The organism is candidate division KSB1 bacterium, assembly GCA_016214895.1.
Taxonomy (GTDB): domain Bacteria; phylum Electryoneota; class RPQS01; order RPQS01; family RPQS01; genus JACRMR01.
The window spans coordinates 130,543-154,981 of sequence record JACRMR010000012.1; the positions used below are offsets into that span (position 1 = coordinate 130,543).

Here is a 24,439-nt window from a genome sequence, read left to right on the forward strand (position 1 = left end):
CGCGGTCGCGGGTCTCCAGACCCTCGAACTTACGATTCGCAACGACGATGGCGCGAGTATTCGCGGAATCCTCCTGATAATGTTCTTCGCGCCTAACGCACCAGCAGGATTCGCCGAGTGGTAGGTGCAATTACGGGTTCTATATTCGATCGAAAGGTGACGTAGTAGTTGCCAGTGGCTTCGTGCCGCGCATCCCAGGACCAGCGAAGGTCATTGCCGGTTAGCAGTGGACTGACGGTGATGATTCGCCCCAGAACATCGTAGATGACAATGTTCACGGGGTCTCTGCGGTCACGCCTTAGGGCAATGGAGATCGTGCTGTTGAACGGATTCGGATAAGCGACGAGTTGCATCGATTCCACCAAGGCTGGAGCTTCACGGCCGACAGCTAATCGTGGTCCAAGACTGCCATCGGGATTCACGTTATAAAATTCAAAGCCGAGATCAAAGCTTGCCACACCGATTAATCGGTGGTCGGCAGTGACAAGGTACCGTGGCATACTTAGCGGCGAATCCGAGACAAGTGCTGTCGTCGGCTCGGACCAAGCGAGTTCCAGTTCCGGTGTGTAGCGCCGGATCACGATACTCGTGCCCCCCCCAGACGTCTCATACGAGTGACCATATCCGCCACCAATGCCATCGCCGAGGTGGATCCAATCATACAGTGACCCAGCACTGACGGCGATAAGTTGAGCGTCACGATTGTAGCGCTCGACCTGGTAAGCTTCGTAGGGCACGATAATTCTGTTAAACAAGAATCCGCCCTGCCCGTCCGGCACGAACTGTTCGCCGCCAATCTGACTGCTGTCATCTTGCCCGAGGCGCACGCCATACTCCGGCCACAGATCTGCTCCGCTGGTGTCGTTGAGAAAAAGGCGATAGCCGCGCTGGCCGTTGATGTCGCCGTAAAGGCTGTCAGCGAGAGAGAACAACCGTCCGGGTTCGAGGAGGAAAGCTATGCCGCTGTAGTAACCAACTTGACGAACCCGTCGCCCCTCCGGTGCCCAAAGGGCATTCCCACCCACATCCATGTGTTGCCAAATCGCTCCGCCTGGAGGGTCTGGCCACTCGGACGGACCCATCCACTCGACTATTGCACTTCCGTACCCGTCTTGAACGGGATGGCCGCCGCCCCGATGCGAGATGTGATATCCGGGCCAGTTGTAGCGCCAGATTCCCGAGTTGCTTAGGTGGTTGTAGAAGTAGTCCTGCAAGTCCCCTGAACGGCCCGTCAAATGAACGCCTCCCTGCTGATCGGAAACCCGCTCCGCACCGTCAAAGTGGAGCGTCGTGTCCGTCACCATGATTCTGCCAAACCCGGCGACTCCGACAGTATCGTACTTAACCACCGCAATGCCGTCGTAAGTGAAATCTCCGTTCTCGCGGTCGCCGATGGCGATCACGGTCCCAGGGAGCGACGGCACCAGCTTCACCGACCAGTTCCAGTGCGGAAACGGCTCGAACTCCTGCAGGTGCTCGTACAGACCGAACGTGGACATGGTCTGGTAGCCGTCGGCGTTGATATGGCCGACATAGTAATCGCCCGGTCCGATCGCGAAGGTGAAGAAAGCTCCACCCAAGCCGTCCGTGCAGAAGTCCAAGTTAACCCCGGCGGGCCATTCGTAGAAGATATGCGCCGCCGGATCGCTCCTCCACTGTGCCGGTGCAGCCAGAGGCATGACCATCACCCACAAAAACAAAAAACACCTCGCCGCAGAGCGCAGCAAGGTGTTGAGGAATCGGATCCGGTGGAGGTTCGGCATGAGCGGGAACAGCACGGTTAGGGCCTCAAGCTTGCGAGCGGGACAGACCTGAATCTACTGCGCAAAACCGGTAATGTCAAGCACCGGAATGGCCCGACCGCGCCGTCGTGCTCCATGACAAGCCGGACCACCACGCAGGGTGGTCTCTACCCCCCCTGCCGGTCCCGGGACGCATCGGATTGTGCCCCAGATCCCTGTTCCTTGCAACTCAGTGGCGGAATCGCTAACTTATGGCCATGTTATTGCTTATCCTACTCTTGCTGCTCCCCGCGCTGACACTGGGGAGCGAACTGATCCTGCAACCGGAGAACACCCGCGTCATGGCCATGGGCGGTTCCTTCGTAGCCCTCGCCGACGACCCGCAGGCGGGCTTCCTGAACCCCGCCGGGATCGGTCTGCAAACCAGCATGGGGTACGATCTGCATTTCACTACGGCCACCCAGCGCGGAACCGATTTCATGACGGCGGCGATGGTCAATCCCGGAACTGATCGCGGCAGCCGCTTCGGCACCGGAATCTGGGCGCAGGGGCTGGTGCGACAGGGAGAATGCAAGTGGACCGTGCCCTACGCCGGCATGGCTGCCAGTCCAGCGGGCGGGCTGAATCTCGGGATGGTATTCCGGTTCCCGGTGAACTCCGGCGGAAACGATTGCCCCGAAGTCTCACGCCTGGCGGTCGCCGATGTCAGCGTGCTGCAAAACTTCGGCGGCTATCAACTTGGTGCGCAGATCGAACGCGCCGTCGGCGGCGCCGGCGATCTGATTCCGCGACGGTTGCGCGCGGGCACCGGATACCGGCATGAGAGCGGAGTCGCCGTTGCCTATGAATGGCGCAGCGATCCGCTCCAACAAAGTTGGAAATTCCGGCATACCTCGTCGCACATCGGCGCGGATCTTGAGGTCGGAAACTACGCTGCGTTGCGCGGCGGTTACATCTGGGACAACGTGCATCGTGTTACGTTCGGCCTTGCCATCGGGACGCTCACGGAGGGCTGGCGCGTTGAAGCAGGCTGGGATGCACCGACGGCTGGGACGGGATTGACCCGCTGGTCGGCGGGATTGGTCTATCGGTACGGAAAGCGAGGCGGACGATGATCCGGCTCCTGTTACTGCTCAGCCTCCTCGGTGTCGTGTCCGCTCCGGCGCGCACCGCCTTAAGCGAACCGGTGCGAGCGCGAGTTTGGGTGTTTTTCGTCGATAAACAACTTGACGGTGCGTTGCGCGGGCGCGCCATCGACGCTTGTGAGCGGAGTCTCACGCCGAAAGCGCGCGAACGACGCATTCGCAATCACGTGCCGCTCGCGGACGCCTGCGATCTGCCCGTGTGCGCGGATTACCTGCGGCAGGTCGAAGCTCAAGGAGTCCGGCTCAGACATGTCAGCAAATGGCTGAACGCGGTGAGCTGCGAAGCGACTCCGGTGCAGATTTCACAGCTGATGCAACTTCCGTTCGTCGATCGCGTGGAGGCTTTTCGCTTGCGGCCTGAGGCACACCCGCTGGAATCCGAGCGGCAACAGCGGCAGCCGCTGGATGTGCCGAATTATGGCTTCTCCGATTGGCAAAACATGCTCTGCGGTGTCCCCGAAATGCACGGACGCGGGTTGACAGGCCAGGGTGTACTCATGTGCTTCCTCGATACCGGATGCATGCTCGCGCATGAGTCACTGCAGGACTTGAATGTTGTCGCCACGCGTGATTTTGTTTTCAACGATGCAAATGTCGGCGACGAACCCGGTCTCGATACCGCCGGACAACAGAACCACGGCACCGCGACGCTCAGCACGGCCGTGGGATTTCGTGACAGCCTGCTGGTGGGTCCGGCCTACGGGGCGAGTGTGATGATCGCAAAGACGGAGTGGATCGCCGACGAGATTCGATCGGAGGAGGACAACTACGTGGCCGCGCTCGAGTGGGCGGACAGCATGGGCGCGGACTTGACATCATCAAGTCTCGGCTACATTCTCTGGTACGAGAACGACGACCTGGACGGCCGCACCGCCGTGACCTCGCAGGCCGCCGTGATCGCCGCACGCCACGGCATTCTGGTCGTCACCTCCGCCGGAAACAACCGGGCACGCGAATGGTTCTACGTGGGGACGCCCGCCGATGCCGACTCGATTCTGGCCGTGGGCGCGGTGGATAGCTTCGGCGTGCTGGCGGCGTTTTCATCCGGCGGGCCGACCGCCGATGGACGCACCAAGCCTGACGTCTGCGCGATGGGACTGGATGTGTTTTGTGCCTCGGCGGAAGCCGTGGATCGCTACTTCTTCATCAGCGGCACGTCGCTCTCCGCGCCGATTGCGGCCGGAGTGGCGGCGCTGATCTTTGAGGCGCATCCCGATTGGACGGCGCAGCAAGTACGCGAGGCAATGAAAGCCACGGCATCCAATGCCACGACCCCGGACAATGAACTCGGCTGGGGAATTGTGAACGGTCCGGCGGCTCTCGACTACAATGTCGCCGCGGATCGCCCACCGGCCATGACGCCGCACTCCCCCGCTCTGCTTACCGCCTATCCGAACCCGGTTAATGGCGAGGTCACGGTTCAGCTCACCCTGCAACGCGCGACGAGTGGGACGTTGGCGATCTATGATCTGCTCGGCAGACGTATATTCGAGACGCAAAGGAGAGACTGGCCGCCGGGAGTTCGGCGCGAGCGCATCGACGCCGGCACGCTGACGAGTGGGGCGCTGTTCGCACGCTTCAGCTCAACCGACGGAGACGTCGTGACGCGGATTGTGGTGCTGAAATAGATTCAGTAACCGCGCTGTTTGTCCACCACGAATTGCAGCGGCTCGCCCGCGATGTACGCACGGAGATTGGCGAGAAACAGCGCGTTCACGTCCTGCGAGTAACTCGGGAAGTTCCCGGACACGTGTGGCGCGAGGAAGGCATTGGCCAGATTGAAGAGCGGGGACTCCGGCGGAAGCGGCTCGGTATCAAATACATCGAGCGCGGCGTAACCCAAGTTGCCGGAATTCAAGGCCGCGATCAGAGCAGGCTCGTCAACGATCCTCCCGCGCGCGATATTCACCAGCAGCGAGCCGGGCCGTATGCACGACAGAAACCCGCCGTCGATCAGCCCGCGAGTCCGTTCCGTCAGCGGCAGCGCGACGACGACAACGTCGCAACGCGGCAGAAGCGACGGCAGCGAATCCGGAGCGTGCACCGGGATGGCGGCCTGCCGCGCGGTGGTCGCGACCGCCTCGCACTCCAGCCCCACCGCGTGCAGCAGCGCGGCCACCGATTTTCCGACCTCGCCATAGCCCAGGACCAACGCGCGACGACCGCGCAGCAGAAAGCGCGATCGCTGAACCTGATCCTTGTGCCCCTTCCAGTCGCGGTCGTGTCGCCACTGCTCGATCTCGGAAAACCGTTGACTCAAGTAGAATAGCGCGGCGAGTGTCCATTCGGCCATGAACGCGCCATGCACGCCTCGTGAGTTGGTCACGATGATCTCACTGGCGACAACCTCTGGCGTTAACACGTGTTCCGTCCCCGCACCGCTCAGATGCAGCCAACGGAGCCGCGGCGCGGCTGCGAACAGCTCCGGCGGAAACTTCCACGTCAACATGATTTCGGCGGCGGCCAGCGCAAGCACCGCCTCCGCATCGTCCCGGGGAAACAGCAGCTGATGCGGCCGCGCGCCAAGCAGCCGGGCGACCCCGGCCCTGAGCTCGGACTGACGATCCGGATTCTGTGTAGAAAAGGAGACGATGGTTATCGCCTCCTTCTTCATATTCTCACTCATGGCATATCGTGCGTGGATTGAAGTATCGCATGAACCGATCTTGAAACAGCATTTGCCGCCACTTTCGGCGAGGCAAGGCGGCTTTAGCCCTATGACAGAGCGTCCGGAACAACGGGCTGAAGCCACGTTGCCTGATTCCACAGCTATTCCAAGATAGGTTCATGACCACTGGGCACATACGGCGAGTACCGGAAGGATTGTGGCCGCTGTGGGGAGCAGGCTTCATTTCTGCCGTCGGCGAGTCGCTCTATCAAGTCGCGATCATGTGGATGATTCTCGACCTGACCGGGTCGCCGACCGCCACCGGACTGATCGGGCTTTCGCAATATCTGCCGGCGGTGTTCTTCGGACCGTTGGCGGGAACGCTCGTGGATCGCTGGAATCGAAAGCGCGTGATGATCGTCGCCGATTTCGCGCGGGCGATCCTCGTCGCCGCGATCCCCGTGCTCTTTTACGCCGGTGAAATCACGGGCCTCCGGCTCGGGATGCTCGCCTTCGCGTCCAACCTGTTCACGACCGCGTTCGTACCGGCCCGCGATTCGATCGTGCCGTCGGTCGTACGGGCCGGCGAACTCACGCGCGCGGGCTCATTGCTGCAGGCATCGTTCGGCTTCGCCTACTTCACCGGACCCATGCTGGTCGCGCTGATCCTGAGTGTAGCGGAGACACCGGACTTGTTCTATGTGAACTCGCTGACCTACCTCGTGTCGATGGCCTGCTTGTTCGCGCTCAAACCCCGCCCGCCGGGGCGGCCCGCCATCGCACACGCCACACCGTGGGAATCGCTGCGCGCCGGATTCGCCTATGCGAAAGCGCACCGACTGGTCGGCGGCCTACTGCTCATCACCGCGGTGGACAACGTGTTCATCATGGGTCCGGCGCTGGTCGGGACGCCGATCTATGTCAAGCAGCACTTGCAGCGCGGACCCGAAGCCTACGCCGCGATTCAAGGAGCATTCGCGCTCGGGATGATTGTTGGGAGTCTGCTCGTGCAGCGCGTCGCCGCGAAATTTCCGCGCGGACGAATTCTGCTCTGGGCGTTGATGTTCGACGGTATCACCTTCGCGCCGTTCGCCTTCACCGACAACTTGTACGTCGTGCTCGGCCTGTGGTTTTTCCACTCCATCGGCGTGCCGTTCATTCTCGTGCCGCGAACGACGCTGATCCAAACCGAGGTTCCGGCGCACTATCAGGGCCGGGTCTTCAGCCTGGTCTATCTGACGGTCGTGGGGCTGTCGGCGGTCAGCAGTGCGCTCACCGGAATCCTGGCCGAAGTCGTGCCCATCGCGCAGCTCTATGCGATCATAGGGGTCAGCGCGACCGTCGTCGGCGCTCTGGGCTGGAAGGTCCGGGAGCTCCGGGGCGCGAGCTGATTCCCCGGCTGTCGAGTGCGCCGGGACCAAGGCGCGGCCTCACTCCAGCGATGTGTATTTGAAGCGGCGGATCTTGCGCAGCGCGGTTTTCTCGAACTCCGTATCGTGAATCTGCCAGCGGCGAATCTGACGATAGACCGGGACCGTGGCGTTATAATCGTCCACGGTCTTTTTCATTTCAGCCGCGATATCCACGTCCGTACCGCTCTCGCGAAGCGCTGTGATCGAGGCGAGGTCGGGGACGATCAGCGCACGCAATTCCTCGCCGCCACCCTTCTGCCGCTCAACGCCGAAGACCAACGATTCGAGAACATACGGCGACTGATCGAGCCGGGACTCGATCTCTTCGGGGTAGATATTCTTACCGCCCGACGTGACGATGATGTTCTTCAGGCGACCCGTGATGTACAGGTAGCCGCGGCGGTCCAGCCGGCCCGCGTCTCCGGTGTGCAGCCAACCGTCGCGTAGCACGTTGGCCGTCGATTCCGGATCGTCGAAATAGCCGCGCATGATCATCGGCCCGCGCGCGCAGATCTCGCCGATTCCGTTCGCATCGGCACGGTCGATGCGCAGCTCCACGCCTTGAATCGCGCGACCGACGGAACCGATCCGGTTGGCCGCGGGCGAATTGAACGTTAAGACCGGCGAGGTCTCCGTCAATCCGTACCCCTGAATCAGATCAAAACCGAGCTCCCGAAAGTAACGATTCACCTCCGGCCGCAGCGAGGCGCCGCCGGACGCAAAAAGGCGAATCCCGGACAGCCCCGCTTTGGCGCGCAGGGAAGCGAACAGCGGCTTGCCGAAACTCAAACCGACATACGATCCCATCCTCGCGATGGAGCCGAACAGGCTGACGGCGCTACGCTTCAGGAGCGGGGCTGCGCTGACTGATCGCTGAATCGCGAGCATGAGGTTCTCGTAAATCTGCGGCACTCCGGGCAGAATCGTGACGTGACCGATCCGGATGTCATCCACGATGTCGCGCGACTTATAGCTGGTCGCGAGCGTGGCGTGCGCGCCCCCGCGCAGCGTGACGAGGATGTTGACCGTGCTCGAATAGGTGTGATGCAGCGGCAGCAACAGCAGTAGATTGTCGCTCGCGAAGATCGTCAGCCGCGCCGCCGAACCGACCGCGTCGCTGACCAAATTGCGATGCGTCAACATCACACCTTTCGCGAAGCCCGTGGTCCCGGAGGTAAAGAGGATGACCGCCAAGTCCTCGGGAGCCGCGGCGAGCACGTCGTCACCCCCGGCGCCTGTCGGCGAGTCGAGCTCCAGCGGCGTTAACAGCCGCGTCGCGCACGGCACGGGCCGCCCGGCAGTTGCCAGCGCGTCCGCGAATTTCCGGGAGTGCAGCAGCAGCTTCGCGGAAGACCGCTCCAACACGTGCAGAATCTCCCCCGGTGCGGCCTGTGAGTCGAGTGGAATCGCCACGGCGCGGCTGCACGTAATCGCCAGATAGGCAACCACCCACTCGATGCTGTTCTCGGAACCGAGTGCGACGCCGTCACCCGGTTGAATACCAAGCCGGCGCAGCTCGAGGGCAAGCGCGGCGACGGCGGCACGAACCTGCGCAAACGTACGATCCGTAACCGTCTCGCCGGTGCGAACCCGCAGGAACGGACGATCGGGCCATTCCTGCGCAGCGTGGTTCAACAGCGCGGCAATGGTCTCGGTGGCTGGCAGTGCGGAAATCAATGGACAGGTACCATGTTTAACACAGGATAACGCTTTGTTATCGAATTCCGGCGTCGAATTAACGCTTGATTGCGAAGCATTGCATTTGGCATGAATGACGAGAGTCCGACAACTTCAACGTTTTCAATATTCAGCCGGTCAAACCTCCGACGTGTGGCAGTGGAACAAGTGTTGTATCTCCCGGTGAGCAGTCGCCTGCGAATCACCCGACTCGAAATGGCGACGCAACTCGATCACCAACAGTCCACCGGAACGGCCCTATGCCAAAGAAACTGATTCTCCTCTATGGCGCCCCCACTCGAATCCGAGATACCTATGAGCTGATTCTCCTCCGCGCCGAACAAAAGGTCGCCCCCTGCTCTACCGTCGCTGAAGCCGCGATCCATACCGCACAATCCGAGCTCGGCATCGTCGCCATCTGCGGCCTGCAATCCACACACGAGCAAGCCGAGCTGCTCCGGCTCGTCCAGAATCTCCCGGTCAAACCGCCCGTATTCTTCCTCCGCGGCCAAAGTCCCCAAGACGAACGCGCCCTGCGCGGCGACTCCGAAGACGCCGAAATTACCATCGACTTCGTGCGCGAGCTGAACCCGATCGTGACCACCCTGATGAGCGAGCCGCCGCCAACCGGAGCGACACGCGGCGCGCGCAATCACGTCCTCATCAATCGCGTCGATTACCCGCCCGACTACACGCGCGCGCACGACCTGTTCGATTTCGAATGGCTGACCCAGGTCCTGCGCGCTCACCGCGGAAACATCTCCCGCACCGCCGCCCGAATCGGTCTGACGCGCCGCAGCCTGCAACTCAAAATCCGCCACCACGGAATCAGCGCGAAAGCGATTCGGCGCGAAGCGGAGATCGAAGAAGCCGGACCCGCCGAATAGCTCAAATTGGCCGCACACTCCGCTCCCGAATCGACTTCAACCAGAGCAGACCGACCACCAGACCCGCCAGCGCCGCCAAGAGCAGGTACCACGGCAGCCACACCGTCAACCCCTCGTCCAGCGGACCCAGAAACGGCGCGGCGTCCCCGTACTTCTGCACCACAAAGGAGAGCGCGTTGTTCGCGAAATGCGCAAGCATCGCGGGAAACAACGAACCCGTTGACCACGCCATGTAGCCCAATAGCAATCCGAGAAACGTGGTGGACAACAGACGGTAGGGATCAAGATGCAGCAGCCCGAACGCAACCGCCGTGAACACAATCGCCCCGCCGGGACCAAACCGCGGCAGCAACGCGCGCAACACCAGCCCGCGGAACAGAAACTCCTCGACTACGCCGGGCAGCACGGCCAGCAGCAACAATGCGACGAACACGGGCTGAGCGTTCAGCGACTCAAATAGCTCCAGAAAGTGCTCGAGAAACTCCGGCGGAAATGGCATCACCACATTCTGCAGCGACGCCAGCTGAACGGAAATCAACCAGCCGCCGGCGATCGTCAACACCACCGCCGGCCACGCGGCCGGAGCAGGGGGAACCAGCTTCACCACCGCGCGCAAATTGTACCGGCCGCGATACAGCACGTAGAGCGGTGGAATCAGAATCGCGCCCTGGCTGATGAGAATCGACCGCAGCATCAGTCGCTCCGCCGCCATCCCCGATATCGCGAACAACAGGATCAGTTCGACCGCGACAAGCATCGCCGCCGTACCGGCCGTGGGAAGCGCGTCGGCCGCCTGCGCCAGCTTACTCGGACCCCGGAACGGCGACCAACGCACCGCTTCCGAATGCCGGAATAACACCGACTCCTGCCGGAACTGACTGACTGCCCAGAACAGCGCCGCGACCGCCAGCATCGATGTACTGGCAAAGGCAATCGCGGTCTCCTGCCACAAATAGTTGCCGGCCATGTACTCTTTGATCAGCAATGAAATATTGACAATCGGAATCGCCGCGAGCCGGGGCGACATCTCCGTACCCGGCAACAGTGAAAACATGGCGGGCAGCAGCACGATCGAATAGAGCGGCGTGAGCAGGCTCTGGCCTTCCTTATAGGAACGCGCTCCCACCGCCATGGCCATGCAGATCGCGGAGAACATGACCGACAGCGGCAGGATCAACCCGATCGCCATGAGCAAGCTGGCCGGGTTGATCACAATTTCAGGAAAGGCGCTGGCGCTCTTGCCCATCACGCTGACTGCGTAGAGCATGGTGGCGCCGATGCTCGCGATGTTCAGTGTGGCCGTGGTCATCGACATCGTGACCGTCGCCAGAAACTTGCCAAATACGATTTCGGAACGCGCGGCCGGGGAGACCAGTAACGTCTCCATCGTGCCGCGCTCTTTTTCTCCCGCCGTGAGATCAATCGCGGGATAGAATGCACCGGCCAACGTCATGATGATTAGCAGGTAACCGAGCAACTTCCCGACCTCCGTACCCTGCTTCTGCTCGGCGGTGGCGAGGTTGTTCTGCGAAATCCCGAACGGCTCCAGCAGCGTCGTATCCGCGCGCAATTCCACCAGCCGGCTTCTGACCACATCCTCCCGGTAAGCAGCGACGGCCCGAGTCAGCCGTTCTTTCGCTCGCACCGAGACGTCGCGGCTGCTGTTATGAAAGAGCTCGACTTGCGTGTGTCGATGGAAAAACACGGAGTCGTCGAAACCCGGCGGAATTCGCAGCGCCGCGTCTACCCGATTCGCCGGAATTCCCGCCTCCCAGTCCGCGTCCTCGACCAGTCGCACGCCTGACATCGTATCAATCCGCGCGCACAGAGCCGGGGCCGCCTCCCCGCCGACGACGACCACCCGCGACTGCTGACGTTCAAGCTTGCCCATCTGCGAGATCGTGAGCAGGGAAACGCCCACCAGCAGCAACGGATAGAGCAGCAACGGCAGGATCAGCGTGACAAACAGCGTCCGCTTGTCGCGGAACAGATCGCGCAGCTCTTTCAGCCAAATCGTGCGTATGATGTCGAAACGCATAAAGCTAATTGAGGATTATCGCCGAGGCACCTGTGCCGGCGTGTTGCTCAAATATTGACTTGGCGGCATATGTCTGCATGTGCCCCTTCTGAAAAAATGTTAGGTCGATCCAACGATTTCGCGCGCTCAATCTCTCCCCCGATTGGGGCACTTGAAGACAAGTGCCGCCAAGAAGCTATCCGATTCCGGCCGGGTTGCGCGGACTTAACCCGGCTCGGCGGTGATGATTGCCTTGGCGGCACATGTCTGCATGTGCCCCTTCTGAAAAAATGTGAGGTCGATCCAACGATTTCGCCCGCGCGATCTCTCCGCCGATTGGGGCACTTGGAGACAAGTGCCGCCAAGAAGCTATCCGATTCCGGCCGGGTTGCGCGGACTCAACCCGGCTCGGCGGTGATGATTGCCTTGGCGGCACATGTCTGCATGTGCCCCTTCTGAAAAAATGTGAGGTCGATCCAACGATTTCGCCCGCGCAATCTCTCCCCCGATTGGGGCACTTGGAGACAAGTGCCGCCAAGAGCAGCGCAAGACGGGCGATGCAATCGGCCTCTACAGATCCATCTCCTCATTCCCCTTGCCTTTCTGCCTTGTCTTCGGGGCTTTCTTGAACGTCGCATCGCTGGCGGGCATGAAGGCCGTGCGCGGGAGATCGATTTGCTTGCCGCTGAGCAGCTCTTCGATCGTGAGAATCTGAATCTTCGGATGTTTGGTGTCCAGCCAATCGCTGTGATAGAAGCCCGCGTCGGCGGCTTCCTTGCGCATCGGTTTGGTGGGCGGTTCCATCGTGAGCAGCACACCCACCGCGGCTTTCGTGCGCGTGACCACGCCGACCAGATCGCGAATCTGCGAAGCGGTCACATGTCCGCCCTTCACGCTGAAAATCACCTGTTCGGTGTGGCGGTCTTTGCCGTCGATGAAATAGCGTTGGCCATCGATGCCTTGATCCGCGCCCTTCTTCTGCTCGACGGGCCGCGCATCCACGAGCCCCAGTGCCCACCATTGAAATTGGTATTTGTCCTGCTCGGCCAGCGTTTGCGCGTCTTCCAGAGAGACGGGCTCGCCGATGACGCTGAAATTCAACGTCTTCTCCCCCCCAAATGTCTTCATTTGGGGGGGCAGGGGGGGTTGCGAGTGGTCCCGAATTAACCCCCCTTCAATTCCCCCCAAATTTGAAGATTTGGGGGGAAGGCCCGACGTCTTCTCCCCCCCAAAACTTTGTTTTGGGGGGGCGGGGGGGGTTGCATTTGCCTGCGCATCAAACTGATCCTTCAGCCGTTTCTTAATCAGCGTGATCGCGAGGTGCGTGATGTCGATTCCGATCCACTGCCGGTTGAGTTTCTGCGCCACGGCGACGGCGGTGCCGCAACCACAGAACGGATCGAGCACCACATCGCCCTCGTTGCTGCTCGCTTTGATGATACGTTCTAAGAGCGCTTCGGGCTTTTGCGTGGGGTAGCCGAGACGCTCTGCGCTCACGTGGTGAAGGGGAATGATATCGGTCCAGACATTGGTTACAATTGAACCTTCTTGCTCAACAAGATAGCGCTTCAGGCGCGGACGACGGGTGTGAACAGACTTCCCTCCTGAGTTCCTCGGATACCAGATTCTTCCTTCACCGTCCAATTTCTTCATGGTATCCTTTTCGTACCGCCACCCCTTGTCAGGCCAATGGAACCCTTTCCACTCATACATCATGTTGGGCCGTGGGTTCGGACTTGCCATATCTGCTAATTGGTACAACCCACGCCCATCATCATCATCGTGTCGATAGAAGTTCTTTACGTACACGGGGTCGTGAGGACCATATTGCGGGAAGAACCGCGCATTAGGTGACTTGGCAAAAAACAGAATTGAATCGCACACGTCACAGAACTTGGTCTTGGCATCACTGTGCGCCGTTTGTCGCTTCCAACTAATCTCGTTTCTAAAGTTCACAGGCCCAAACACCGCATCCATCAACAGCTTGAGGTAATGGCTCGCGGTCGGGTCGCAGTGCAGATAGATTGAACCCGTGGACTTGAGCACGCGCCGCAGCTCGACCAAGCGCGGGGCCATCATCGCGAGGTAGGCCATCATGTCGTTGCCGCCGAGGAAGGTGTAGAACGCCTGCATGACCTGCGAGACCTTGCCGCCCTTCGTCACCATCTCCTCGTATGCCGCGCTGGCCGCCGAATCCCAGTGCCACGTGTCCTCAAACGCGAGAATCTGCGCCGCCGCGCGTTCGCCGGATTCCTCCTTGAACAGCACATTGTAATCCTGATTGCTCTTGAACGGCGGATCGAGGTAGATGAGATCGACGGTCTCGTCCTTCACATACCGCCGCAACACATCGAGATTATCGCCGTAGTAAAGAGTGTTCATGGGGGGGAGATACTCCTTGGCGGCACATGTCTGCATGTGCCCCTTCCGAAAAAATGTGAGGCCGATCTCAAATCACGCGCGCCGGAAACCCCGTTCTCCCGATTGGGGCACTTGAAGACAAGTGCCGCCAAGAGGATGTCAAATTTTTTCGCCGAGCAGGGATTCCTTCCCTGCCGGAATCGCCAGCATCACGGTTTCGTCAACCCCCGATTGGGGCACTTGAAGACAAGTGCCGCCAAGCAGCTCAAGTTTTCGCCGAGCAGGGATTCCTTCCCTGCCGGAATCGCCAGCATCACGGTTTCGTCAACCCCCAATTGGGGCACTTGGAGACAAGTGCCGCCAAGAAGCTCAAGCTTCCGCCGAGCAGGGATTCCTTCCCTGCCGGAATCGCCAGCATCACAGTTTCGTCAACCGCTAACCCAATTCCGTGAGGGCCGATTGCATCGCCTGTTTCGTAGCGCCGCACGGACCTGTTGCCGAAATGATTCCGCCGAGGCACCCGTCTGCGTGTGCCCGGAATCTGGCTCGGGTTTCCCCCCACATCCTGTGGGGGGATCAAGGGGGGAAGTCTCCTGATTCGCCAACCTCAGCCCCATCAATCACTTGTACATTTTAAGCTACAGCTATTGACTTTTTGACCAAAGTTTCGTATATTATGAGCATCCAAGTGGGTCAGGATCGACTCCCAACTCCTCATCTATCATCGCTCCTCTATCGGCCATGCCTGGCGATGCAATCCGCCCCTACAAAAACCGTACAAGCTTCTGATTCTCAAAGAGTAAACCAGTTCGTTCGGACCAATAATATTTTACGCTCCCGCTCCATCGGCTCCGTTCCTCACTTCAGCAAATGCCGCTTCGATGATCGCGCGGTGGTCAAACGCAATCAGCGCCGGCAGCTCCTCCCGCGAAAACCAACGGGCAGCCGCCGCATCATCCCCGGCTCCCGGCTCGCCCACAGCCTCTCCCAAATAGACGACGGACAAGGTATGAAACCGCGGATCTCGCCCCGGCTCCGAATACACCCCGAGCAACCGCAAGGAGGTCACGGTCAAGCCCGTCTCCTCCCGCAACTCGCGGGCGGCAGCGGTTTCCGCCGATTCGCCGTAATCCACGAATCCGCCGGGTATCGCCCAGCCTTCCGGTGGATTCCGCCGCGCTATCAGCAGTACCTTTCCGCCCCGGAACACGATCACATCGACCGTCGGAAACGGATTGCGGTAGGTCTCCACCGCCGCCCCGCAACTCGGACATTTCACCTCAAGTACCATGACCCAAGGTACGAAAAATCTCTCGAGCGGGCAAATAAATAGGGGTGGCCGTCGGGGCCACCCCGTGATCCGATCCGTGCCTCCCCCCCGCCCGGCGCTCAGGCAAACTTCTGCATCAGCTCCTGCCGAAGCTGCGCAAGCTGATCGCGCAACTTGAGGAGTCCCGCTTCCCAGGTCCGCATCTGATCCGTCCAGGCCGACTTCACGCGATCCCAGCTCTCCTGCCAGACCGTGCGGTCCCAAATCGGGCGCGACCGCCGCATCTCCATCTTGATCCCGGGCGCATCCGGTACCGGCGATATGTCAAGCTGCATCGGCTCTAAGCGGCGCAACTCTTCCAGTGCCGGCAATTCATCGATATTGATCTTCATGTCGAGACCGCGCAACTCCTCCTGCAACCGCTGCATCTCCTCGCTCATCTCCTGAACGTTCACATCCAACCCCCACGCATTGCCGCCGTCAACTCCCTGCTCCATCAGCGCGCCCATGTCTTCGGACTCCCGCACATCACCAAGCGTCACCGTGATCGTACGCGTGCTGCCATCGCGCATCACCTCAAACTCCAGCTTCTCGCCCGGCTCGCGCGAGCGAATCTCGCGCCGAATGTCACTCTCATCTTCCACGGATTCGCCGCCAACCTTCACGACGACGTCGCCTGCCTTCAGACCCGCATTGTCCGCCGGCGATCCCGAAACCACTTCCGAAATCAGTACGCCCTCTTCAACCTTGAAATAGCTGGCCAGCCCCTCCGACAACTCCTGCAATACCAACCCGGCGTAACCGTGTTTGGAATCCTTGTCGCTCCAGCTCCAGTTGAAGGCGTGCGCTTTCGGAGCCTGCGGTGGAGTCGGAATCGTAAAGCTCATCATGTCCGTATCGCCGCGCTTTGTCAGTGTCGCCGACGCCAGCTTCTCCTTCCCGCCCCGCATATAGGTGACCTCGATCACATCATCCGGCTTGTGCTTGCGAATCTGGACGCGAAACTCCTCCGGCCCGGTGATCACGGCCCCGCCCAATCTTGTAATAATGTCGTTCTCGCGGAGGCCGATCTGCTCCGCCGGAGAGCCGCCCGTCACGCTCTCAACGACCACGCCATTGCCGGGCTGAACCCCATAGTCCGCGGCAATTTCCGACGTGATCTCGCCCGCCGCGACTCCAAAAAACGCCACCTTCTCGGCCTTGGAGCCTTCCTTGGCAACCGTCGGCGTCCCAAACATGAACACCGCGACAAGCGTCGCCGCGAAGAGAGTAATCGATGCCAGTCTCATGACCGTCTCCTCTATCCAGTGTTGACCTAAGAATGATCCTGCCGCAGGTCGCGCTGCAAAGCGCTACACCCGGTACAACGTGCGTATCATGACGAGGTTCCCGCCGCCTGATATATCTACTGTAATAACTCCCGAACCCGCGAATTCGAGTAAATTCCAGCCCGACGTCACGACCGATTGTTCCTGACACCAAAATAACCTATAATAAGCAGGTGCGTCTGTCTGTGCACGATTTCGCGCTAATCTCTTAATAATAATTTGTTTAACTCTCTGGTCTGAAACAGACCGCCTGCATCCGGAATCCAGAACTGCGCCACTCATGACTGAGACGAAAGCAACGCGAGGGTGCAATCACTTGGCGATATTCAGCCAAAATCGCCAGGACTTCTACCGGATAGTGATCCCCAAACTGCCGGAAGGCGCCGTGCGGAACGAGATCATGTCTGCCGCGCGGCCGGTCCCCCTACCGGATGTTGACCACGCTTCCATTCAATGGGACGGTTTGGAAACGCTATTGTTGCGGGATGTCTTCAAGAAACCCGCATTCGGGCAGACGGCCGCCAAGTGCGTGATTTCCCTGCGATCGCTGGTGGAAACCGCCCAAATGATCGAGGAGGCCGGTGTTCTGCTCTTTCAGGGGTTGGGACGATCGGACAGAGATGTCCGCCAGCCGTGGATAGCCGCCTCCGAAGCCCATCAGGCCAGCTTGATGGCCTTGATCCGAATTGAGGACGCGTTGCGGTATCACCGCATCCGGTTGATTCAACAGCAGGACAAGGGGAATCCGGCCTAACTCAAACCCGTGGCCCAGCGAGACGGCGCGAGCTTTGCTCCCTTGTGGTGATGGCCCGGCAGGGCGGATAATGGTGACCCGCCAGCCAGCCGAGAGAGCAAACCCGCGAGGCCCTTTGGACGACCCCCTCTTCAGAATCATCTCGCAAGGCTACAACACGTGGCGGGTACAGACCACTTTTGCCCGACATGTGGACGGCGCTACCGTTTCACACCGGTTGGCCGAGATCAAGACCGCCCTCGCCCGTCAGTTTAATATTCCCGAAGCCCTCGTCGAATACGACTGCATGCTGAAGCGCGTCCCGACACCGGACGGCATGCTCGTCGATATTCAGTTCGACCGGAAACCCATTCCAGCCGGAGCGCCGCGATTCCGCATGCTGCCTCTGCGAGCCGGGGACGGAAGCCTCTTCTCCGACATGCTGCTCGAAGCGGATATCTATCCCTTCGACGAATACGATCAGTTCATCACGCTACAGGTCATTCAGTCCCGCGTCGCCGCCGAAGGCGTGGACCTGTCGATCGTGGACTGGCGCGCGATCAATCAGGCCATTTCCGCGATGTCGCACTCCTACGAACCCGTGTTCGGGATGGTCATCGGGCAAGGTCAGTTGCCGGATATCGGGATCCACTCGCGGATTCGTTACGGCGGACTGGAAGGAGATCTGCAAGGATCGGAATCCCGCTGGACGGGCTGCCTGCCCGTCAGCGAGGGCGATGTGTTGTTCGACGTGATTCCCGCCTCCTCCGGGCGCACACCCGGACGCAACCTCTACGGTCGCGAGCTGGAGCCGCGCGGCGGCATCGATACCGTGATCGACGCCGGCGAGGGTACCAACGTTTCCAAAACCGGCGCCCGCGTGGTGGCCGCGCGCGACGGACTGGTCGTCTATGAGCGCTTCGGGCGCGACAAGCGACAACTCGACAGCCGCGACGTGATTCCGGCCCGCTTGGTCGTGCGAGTCGAACCCACCATTGTGTTTGATACCGACAAACGCTTCGAACTCGACCTGTTCGATTCGGCCGTGATCTCCGCCAATGTGCTGGCCGGCTCGGTGATTCGCTCGCGAAGTTCGCTGTTTATCGAGGGCCAGGTCGCCGAGTACTCGACCATCGAGTGCCACGGAGTCCTGCGGATTAACGGCCGGGTCCAAAAATCGCGGATCAACTCGGAAGCGCACATTTGTCTGCTCGGGGGAGCCGATAATTCCATCATTCAGTCCGGACTGACAGCGCATCTCGAGGGCCTGATCGCGGATTGCCGCGTCTATGCGCATGACGTTCACGCCAACGACATCCGCGGCGGTGAGATTGAGGTTCTGAGTCGCACCGCAATCCAGCGCGTGCACGATTCGGAACACGGCATCGCCAATGTCCGCGTCAACGTGTTGAAGTCTCTGGCGATGCAACAGCAAAGCAGCAAGGTCGCCGTCGAGGAACTGCGCGACGCGCTGGCGCAGATCATTCAGATCTTCGGCACCGAAATCGCACTGCAAGTCGAAGACGCGACGGTCCAGCGCATGCTGTTGCAATGGCTGCGAAAGCAAAAGTCCCTCATCGGAATCTCCTATTCACCCGCCGAAGTCCAGGATTTCCGAACGCTCTTGTCCGCCATCCCGACCATTCGGCAGCAGCTCGAAGAAGTCGGCACCGAACTGCGACAAATCACCGACAAATTACACGAGACCCTCCGCGACTCGGAGCAGAATCCGGAACTCCGCGAACAACCGGAATCCGAATAGACCCTTCCGCAGGTCGTTCATCCCCGCATCCGCCGTCCCCCTAAGCGATGCATCCGCTTACACCCTCATTCGCCATGCCGATTACCCCACGACTCCTGAGGAGGCTTCGTTTCATGCCCTACCGCGCTGCCCGCACCTGCTTACCCGCGTTGCTGTTGCTTTCCTTGATCGGATCGGGAATCGCCGCGGTGCCCGGATTCGAGAGCCTGAACTCAGGATCGCACGGACTACAGTTGAGTGTCCTGCAGCATGGCGGTGCGGACGCGACGCTGCAAGCCGTCGCGAGCGCTGCACCTGGCGAGCCGGACGGGGAGGCGGCGGACGAACAGGCGCGGCCGTTCAGTTCCGGACTGCTGTGGGCGCTGCCGCTGGGCACGACCTCGGCAACCGTGCAGGTCTTGGCGACGCAATGGAGAATCGTCGGCGCGGCGGAAGTCCCGGACTCCGTGGCCGCCCTTGTCGCGGCCGAGCCGCTGCCCTTGGTGAGCATCAGCCAAGTCATGCGCATGCGTGGCGTCCCGCTCGTTAGTCTGGCAATCAATGCCCTTCAACCGGCGGAGCAGGGCTTCGGAGTCCGCGTGTGCGAACGGCTCGAATTTCGTATCGTGGCCGAGGGCAGTGCGGCAGTCCGCGCCGAATTAAGTTCTCCTGCCGTCATGAGCGCGATGCGCGGAACCGTGGCCAATCTCGACGATGTGACGCCGGCGGGGTTGACCCGGCCCGAGCCTTATCTGATTATTACGCGGCCCGCCTACAACTCCAACGCCTTGAGTCAATTCGCGGCGTGGAAACGCGAGAAGGGGCATGCGGTCACGATCGCCACCACGGACCAGACGGGGACGACTACCACGGCCATTCGTTCCTTTATCCAGAATGCCTACGAGACCTGGCCGGAGCCACCGGTCTTCGTGCTGTTGGTCGGCGACGTGGACGGCGCGAATCCGTTGCCGGGTTGGATCATCGACGGATTCTACACCGCGACCGATGTCACGGATCACCCCTATGCATTGGTCGATGGTGACGACTGGCTGCCGGACCTGTTCATCGGCAGATTCTCGGTCGATTCACCAAATGAGCTGCAAACGATCGTCAACAAAACGGTTCAGTACGAAAGCCAACCCCACGAGCCGGGCGGCGCCTGGCGCTCGCGCATGCTGATCACCGGTGTCCGCAGTTCGCCGGGCTTCTATCAGACCTATAACACAGCCTGGCCGACGCTGCAATGGATTGGCCGCGAGTTTCTGGGTGCCGGCTACGCACAGATCGACTCCGTGCCGTATCCGGGCGGGAGCGCTTCGCAGATCAATGCGCGCATCAACGCCGGAGTGAGTTTCGTTGCCTATCGCGGATTCGGTTCGCCGCACGATTGGGCGTATCCCAACTATACGAATAACGACATTAACGCGCTGAATAACGGGGCGATGCTGCCGCTGGTGATGAGCATTGTCTGCGGCGGCGGCGCGTTCGACAGCGAAGTCGATCCCTGTTTCGGCGAACTCTGGCTGCGGGCGGGAACCCCGACCAATTTCAAAGGCGCCGTCGCGTTTATCGGCCCCTCGGAGTTGGACACGAAGACGCGTTGGAATAATACGAATATCGCGGGAATCTTCGAAGGCATCCTGCATGAAAATGTGGACTGTGCGGCCGCGGCGATGCTGCGGGGCAAGATGGAACTGATACGGCAGTTCCCGAACAACGTCGAGATCATCACCTCTGATTCCGATCGCTCGCCGTGGTTCTACTTTCATGTCTTCAATCTGCTCGGCGACCCCGGCCTGAACTTTTTCGTGGGACCGGTGCAGGACCTGGCCGCGACCATACCGGACAGTGTCGCCCTCGGTACTCCCGCGATGACGATTCCGATCACGGACAGCGGAACTCCGCTGCCCGGCGCCTGGGGTACGCTGCGACAGTCCGGCACCATCGTGTCCGCCGCGAATGCTGACGCGGACGGTATGCTCACGTTTGCGCTACCGCAGGCCACCGCCGGTCAATATGAAATCACCTTGAGTAAGCCGCGACATGCGGTCGTGCGCGATACGGTGTTCGTGGGTACGCGCGGGGTTGCCGTCGCCACCAGCCAGCTCACACTGATCGACGATGGCAACAACGGCAGCAACGGGAACGGCGATCAGATTCCGAATCCGGGCGAGCGCATCGCGCTGGCAATCCGACTCCGCAATTATGGCACCCAGAACTTCGCGAGCGGAACTCTGACGGTGAACAGCTCAAATCCTGAGTTGGTGGTGGTATCTCCAAGCATCGACGCACCGGCCATACTTGCGGGTGCGGAGTCCACTCCGCTCTACCTCACGTTCGATGTTCTGTCAACATGCCCCGACGGTGAGAGCTGTCTCTTGAACTGGCAGATCAACGAGCATGACTTCGACTGGACGAGCGTGATCAATGTCGCCAGTCCGCTGCTGCTGGTCGCGGCGGTGCAGGCTGACGGACAGGACCTGAATCCCGAGCCTAACAGCACCGCGGGACTGAGCTTGACGCTCGCCAATGCCGGACACGCGCAATCGGCGGCGGGGACGGTTGTCATGCGCTCACTGGATGCGCGGCTTGTGGTGCTTGACAGCACAGCGGAGTATCCGGCCATCGCCCCCGGACTCAGCGCCGCGCCGGTCAGCGGTTTTCAAATTACGTGCGGGGACATCTATCCGGGTGACTGGGCTGCGGTCGAATTGGTGATTCCGGGAAGCGGCGGAAACGTGGTTACGGCCTATGCCCTGCCCATCGGCAATCTGGAATCCGCTGATCCCACGCATCCCGACAGCTATGGCTACCGAGCATTTGACGACGGCGACCAGGCATTCGATGAGGCACCCGAATTCGCCTGGCTGGAAGTTGACCCTGCCTACGGTGGGAACGGAACGCCGATCAACATCGGCGACACGGGCGAGGGCCGGGATGCCACCGTGACGCTTCCCTTGCCCTTTGACTTCACGTTCTACGGGACGACCTATTCCGAGTTTTCGGTCTGCTCGAATGGCTTCGTCGCCTTTGGCGCTACCGCGGAAAGCTACTTGCGCAACTACCGACTCCCCGCCATTGCCTCGCCGGATAATATGTTCGCCGCGTTCTGGGATGACTTGTCGATTCCGACCGGCGGACGCGTATTGTATTATCATGACCAGCAGGGCGGCAGATTCGTGATTGAATGGAGTCGGCTGCGCAATGAGTACGGCACTCAGCCCGAAGAGACATTTGAAGTCGTGCTCTACGATACCGAGTGCTGGCCGACGCGCACCGGTGACGGCGATCTGCTGGTGCAATACTTGAATGTCAGCAATTCCGATTCGTGGGACAACTACGCCACCGTCGGCATTCAGTCGAAGACCAGCGGCCACTCCCTGCTCTGCACTTATGCGAACTTGAACGAGCCGGGCGTGGCGCCGATCCGAAGCAATCAATGCATACTCTTCACGACCGGTCGCCCGCAATCGGGCGCGTATGTGAGCTACGACGGCAATCAGATTGACGACGATCAGGAGGGCGGGTCCGACGGAAACGGGGACGGCATTTCGCAAAACGGCGAACGCCTTGAGGTCTCGATTCAACTGCGGAACTCGGGGTCGGGATCCGCACCCGCTTCGACCGGGACGTTGACGTCCGCCGATTCGCGGATCACGATTCTCGACCCGGCCGTGAGTTTCCCGGCGCTCGGACCGGGTGAAACGGTCGCCGGTTCTCCAGTACGAGTGCAAATATCGCCGGCAACGCCCGACGGTCACGTTGCCGGCATGTTGCTGCAACTTACGGGTGGCGCGCTGCCGTGTGTCGTGATCCCCACGCTCACGGTCGCCGCGCCGGTCTTGGGCGGTCTGCCGGTCCAATTGGATGACGACGCCGTTCCGCCCAGCAACGGCAATGGAAATGGCGAAGTCAATCCCCTCGAGACGTTGGAACTGTTCCCGGGTGCCAGCAACGGCGGCGGCAACGTAGCGACGGGGGTAACCGCGATTCTGCGGCGATTGAATACGCAAGTCACGATTCTCGACTCCACGGCCGCGCTGGGAGACATTGCCGTGGGCGGCGAACAGCAGGCGACCGAGCCGTGCGTCGTGCGGCTGAACAATGGTTTGGGTGACGGTGATCAAGTGCAGTTGCGAATTGTGTTTCGTGATGCCTTCGGCACGGAGTGGACGCAGAACTTGTCTTATCTCGTCGGCAGCCCGCGCCTCGAAGCGGCCGGCATCCGCCCGGACGACCCCGCGCCGGGTGGCCATGGTGACGGCTACCTTAATGGCGGTGAGACCGGAATGCTCTATCCGCAAGTCAGCAACAGCGGCTTGGGTTCGGCGTCGGGAGTGTCGATTACGATTACGTCCGCCGATCCATCGATCACGCTGGAAAATGCCACGCAGATCATCGGAGCGGTGCCCGGGAACGGGATGCGCGAGACGCCGCAGCCCGTGATTGTCCATGTGCAGGCCGGGAACGTCGAACCCCGTGCCGTCCCGGTCACCTTCAGCATCACGGCGGACGGCGGCTTTCACTCCACCACCCAGCTTTCGCTGGTTATCGGCAACGCCATCTATGTCGCGGATTTCGAGTCGGACCTCGACCGCTGGACCGTGTTCGGTGAGTACTCACAATGGCACTTGCAGACCCGCAGCTATGCCTCACCGTCGCATGCCTATTACTGCGGTGATGAGAGCAGCCGGCGTTATGAAGCCAACGCCGATGGTTATCTGCGGTCCCCCGCGTTCACGTATAACGGACACGGGCGATTGATCTTCTCCACGCAGTATCATACGGCGAGCGCAGGCGATTACTGTCGAGTACAACTCCAGCTTGGCTCCTCCACCTACTATCTGCTCGGGTCGTTCTGGGGCGATCAAGCGGACTGGCAGCAGCGCGAGTACTCGCTGGAAGGCTATCCGCCGGCGGAGATCGCCAAGCTGCGCTTCTGGTTCACCTCTGATTTCCTGGGACAGGCCGAGGGCTGGTATGTCGATGATGTAATCATCGTGAACGAAGTGCAAGCCGTGGACAATCATCCGGCGTCGCCGTTGCCCGCCGACTACAGGCTGGACCAGGTCTATCCGAACCCGTTCAACGACCAGACCACCATCCGCTATGCCGTCCCGCGCTCGGGGCATGTGACGATTTCGCTGTTTAACACGCGAGGGCAGCGCATTGCTAACTTGATCGACAGCGATCGCGAGCCCGGTAATTATGACCTGAGTTGGCGACCGCTGTCCCTGGCCAGCGGCATCTATTTCGTGCGCATGGAGGCGCCGTCCATGACCGCCAGCCTCAAGCTCGTTTACCTCAAGTAGGTTGACCCGTTCCAATTGCCACGGCGGGCCCGCGGGGGTCCGCCGTTTCTCGTTTGCTGCGGCGGTTCGCGGGCTCGTTCGGCCGGCCGCTCGCGCTATTAATCCGCCTTAGTAAGTTTACTACTATACTAACCACGGTTGAGGCGATTGTCCGTGAACCTACTAAGTATAATCACGCGCAAGGTCGCAAAGCTAACGTCGGATTT

Annotated in this window: 14 protein-coding genes; 7 read left to right on the forward strand and 7 right to left on the reverse strand. The window is 60.7% G+C overall.

What is annotated here, in order from left to right:
- Positions 1-92: 92 nt before the first annotated feature.
- Complete coding sequence (locus HZB60_06815; GenBank protein MBI5059471.1) at positions 93-1,679, reverse strand: T9SS type A sorting domain-containing protein; 1,587 nt, start codon at positions 1,677-1,679, stop codon at positions 93-95.
- A 320-nt stretch (positions 1,680-1,999) separates the two neighbouring features.
- Here HZB60_06815 and HZB60_06820 point away from each other — a divergent pair, with 320 nt between their 5' ends.
- Both HZB60_06820 and HZB60_06825 read left to right on the forward strand, forming a co-directional pair.
- A complete protein-coding gene (locus HZB60_06820; GenBank protein MBI5059472.1) occupies positions 2,000-2,857 on the forward strand; it encodes a hypothetical protein in 858 nt (285 codons plus the stop codon).
- A complete protein-coding gene (locus tag HZB60_06825) occupies positions 2,854-4,515 on the forward strand; it encodes a S8 family peptidase (GenBank protein ID MBI5059473.1) in 1,662 nt (553 codons plus the stop codon). Before HZB60_06820 ends, HZB60_06825 begins: the two co-directional genes overlap by 4 nt.
- A 2-nt stretch (positions 4,516-4,517) precedes the next feature.
- Here the strand turns inward: HZB60_06825 and HZB60_06830 are convergent, their stop codons facing one another.
- Positions 4,518-5,513 (reverse strand): D-2-hydroxyacid dehydrogenase, encoded by a 996-nt coding sequence (locus HZB60_06830; GenBank protein MBI5059474.1) that lies wholly within the window; start codon positions 5,511-5,513, stop codon positions 4,518-4,520.
- 161 nt (positions 5,514-5,674) lie between these two features.
- Between HZB60_06830 and HZB60_06835 the strand changes: the two genes are divergently transcribed.
- Positions 5,675-6,886 (forward strand): MFS transporter, encoded by a 1,212-nt coding sequence (locus tag HZB60_06835; GenBank protein ID MBI5059475.1) that lies wholly within the window; start codon positions 5,675-5,677, stop codon positions 6,884-6,886.
- A 39-nt stretch (positions 6,887-6,925) separates the two neighbouring features.
- Here HZB60_06835 and HZB60_06840 read toward each other — a convergent pair whose 3' ends face one another.
- Entirely contained in the window at positions 6,926-8,584 is a 1,659-nt protein-coding gene (locus tag HZB60_06840; protein ID MBI5059476.1) for an AMP-binding protein, read from the reverse strand.
- 260 nt (positions 8,585-8,844) lie between these two features.
- Between HZB60_06840 and HZB60_06845 the strand changes: the two genes are divergently transcribed.
- A complete protein-coding gene (locus HZB60_06845) occupies positions 8,845-9,471 on the forward strand; it encodes a hypothetical protein (protein MBI5059477.1) in 627 nt (208 codons plus the stop codon).
- A 1-nt stretch (position 9,472) separates the two neighbouring features.
- Here HZB60_06845 and HZB60_06850 read toward each other — a convergent pair whose 3' ends face one another.
- From HZB60_06850 to HZB60_06865, 4 genes are all read right to left on the reverse strand, one after another.
- Positions 9,473-11,509: a CPBP family intramembrane metalloprotease gene (locus HZB60_06850; protein MBI5059478.1), complete on the reverse strand. Its 2,037-nt coding sequence runs from the start codon at positions 11,507-11,509 to the stop codon at positions 9,473-9,475.
- A gap of 549 nt (positions 11,510-12,058) precedes the next feature.
- Positions 12,059-13,870, reverse strand: a complete 1,812-nt coding sequence (locus tag HZB60_06855) for a site-specific DNA-methyltransferase (GenBank protein ID MBI5059479.1) — start codon at positions 13,868-13,870, stop codon at positions 12,059-12,061.
- Positions 13,871-14,678: 808 nt separating this feature from the next.
- On the reverse strand, positions 14,679-15,140 hold the full coding sequence (locus tag HZB60_06860) for an NUDIX hydrolase (GenBank protein ID MBI5059480.1): 462 nt from the start codon (positions 15,138-15,140) through the stop codon (positions 14,679-14,681).
- A gap of 98 nt (positions 15,141-15,238) precedes the next feature.
- Positions 15,239-16,408, reverse strand: coding sequence for a PDZ domain-containing protein (locus HZB60_06865; protein ID MBI5059481.1), 1,170 nt, complete (start codon positions 16,406-16,408; stop codon positions 15,239-15,241).
- 355 nt (positions 16,409-16,763) lie between these two features.
- Between HZB60_06865 and HZB60_06870 the strand changes: the two genes are divergently transcribed.
- The 3 genes from HZB60_06870 to HZB60_06880 all read left to right on the forward strand — a co-directional run bounded on the left by HZB60_06870 (position 16,764) and on the right by HZB60_06880 (position 24,233).
- Entirely contained in the window at positions 16,764-17,201 is a 438-nt protein-coding gene (locus HZB60_06870) for a hypothetical protein (GenBank protein ID MBI5059482.1), read from the forward strand.
- A gap of 115 nt (positions 17,202-17,316) precedes the next feature.
- Positions 17,317-18,942, forward strand: coding sequence for a DUF342 domain-containing protein (locus HZB60_06875; protein MBI5059483.1), 1,626 nt, complete (start codon positions 17,317-17,319; stop codon positions 18,940-18,942).
- Positions 18,943-19,055: 113 nt separating this feature from the next.
- Positions 19,056-24,233, forward strand: a complete 5,178-nt coding sequence (locus tag HZB60_06880) for a T9SS type A sorting domain-containing protein (GenBank protein ID MBI5059484.1) — start codon at positions 19,056-19,058, stop codon at positions 24,231-24,233.
- The last annotated feature ends 206 nt before the right edge of the window (positions 24,234-24,439 follow it).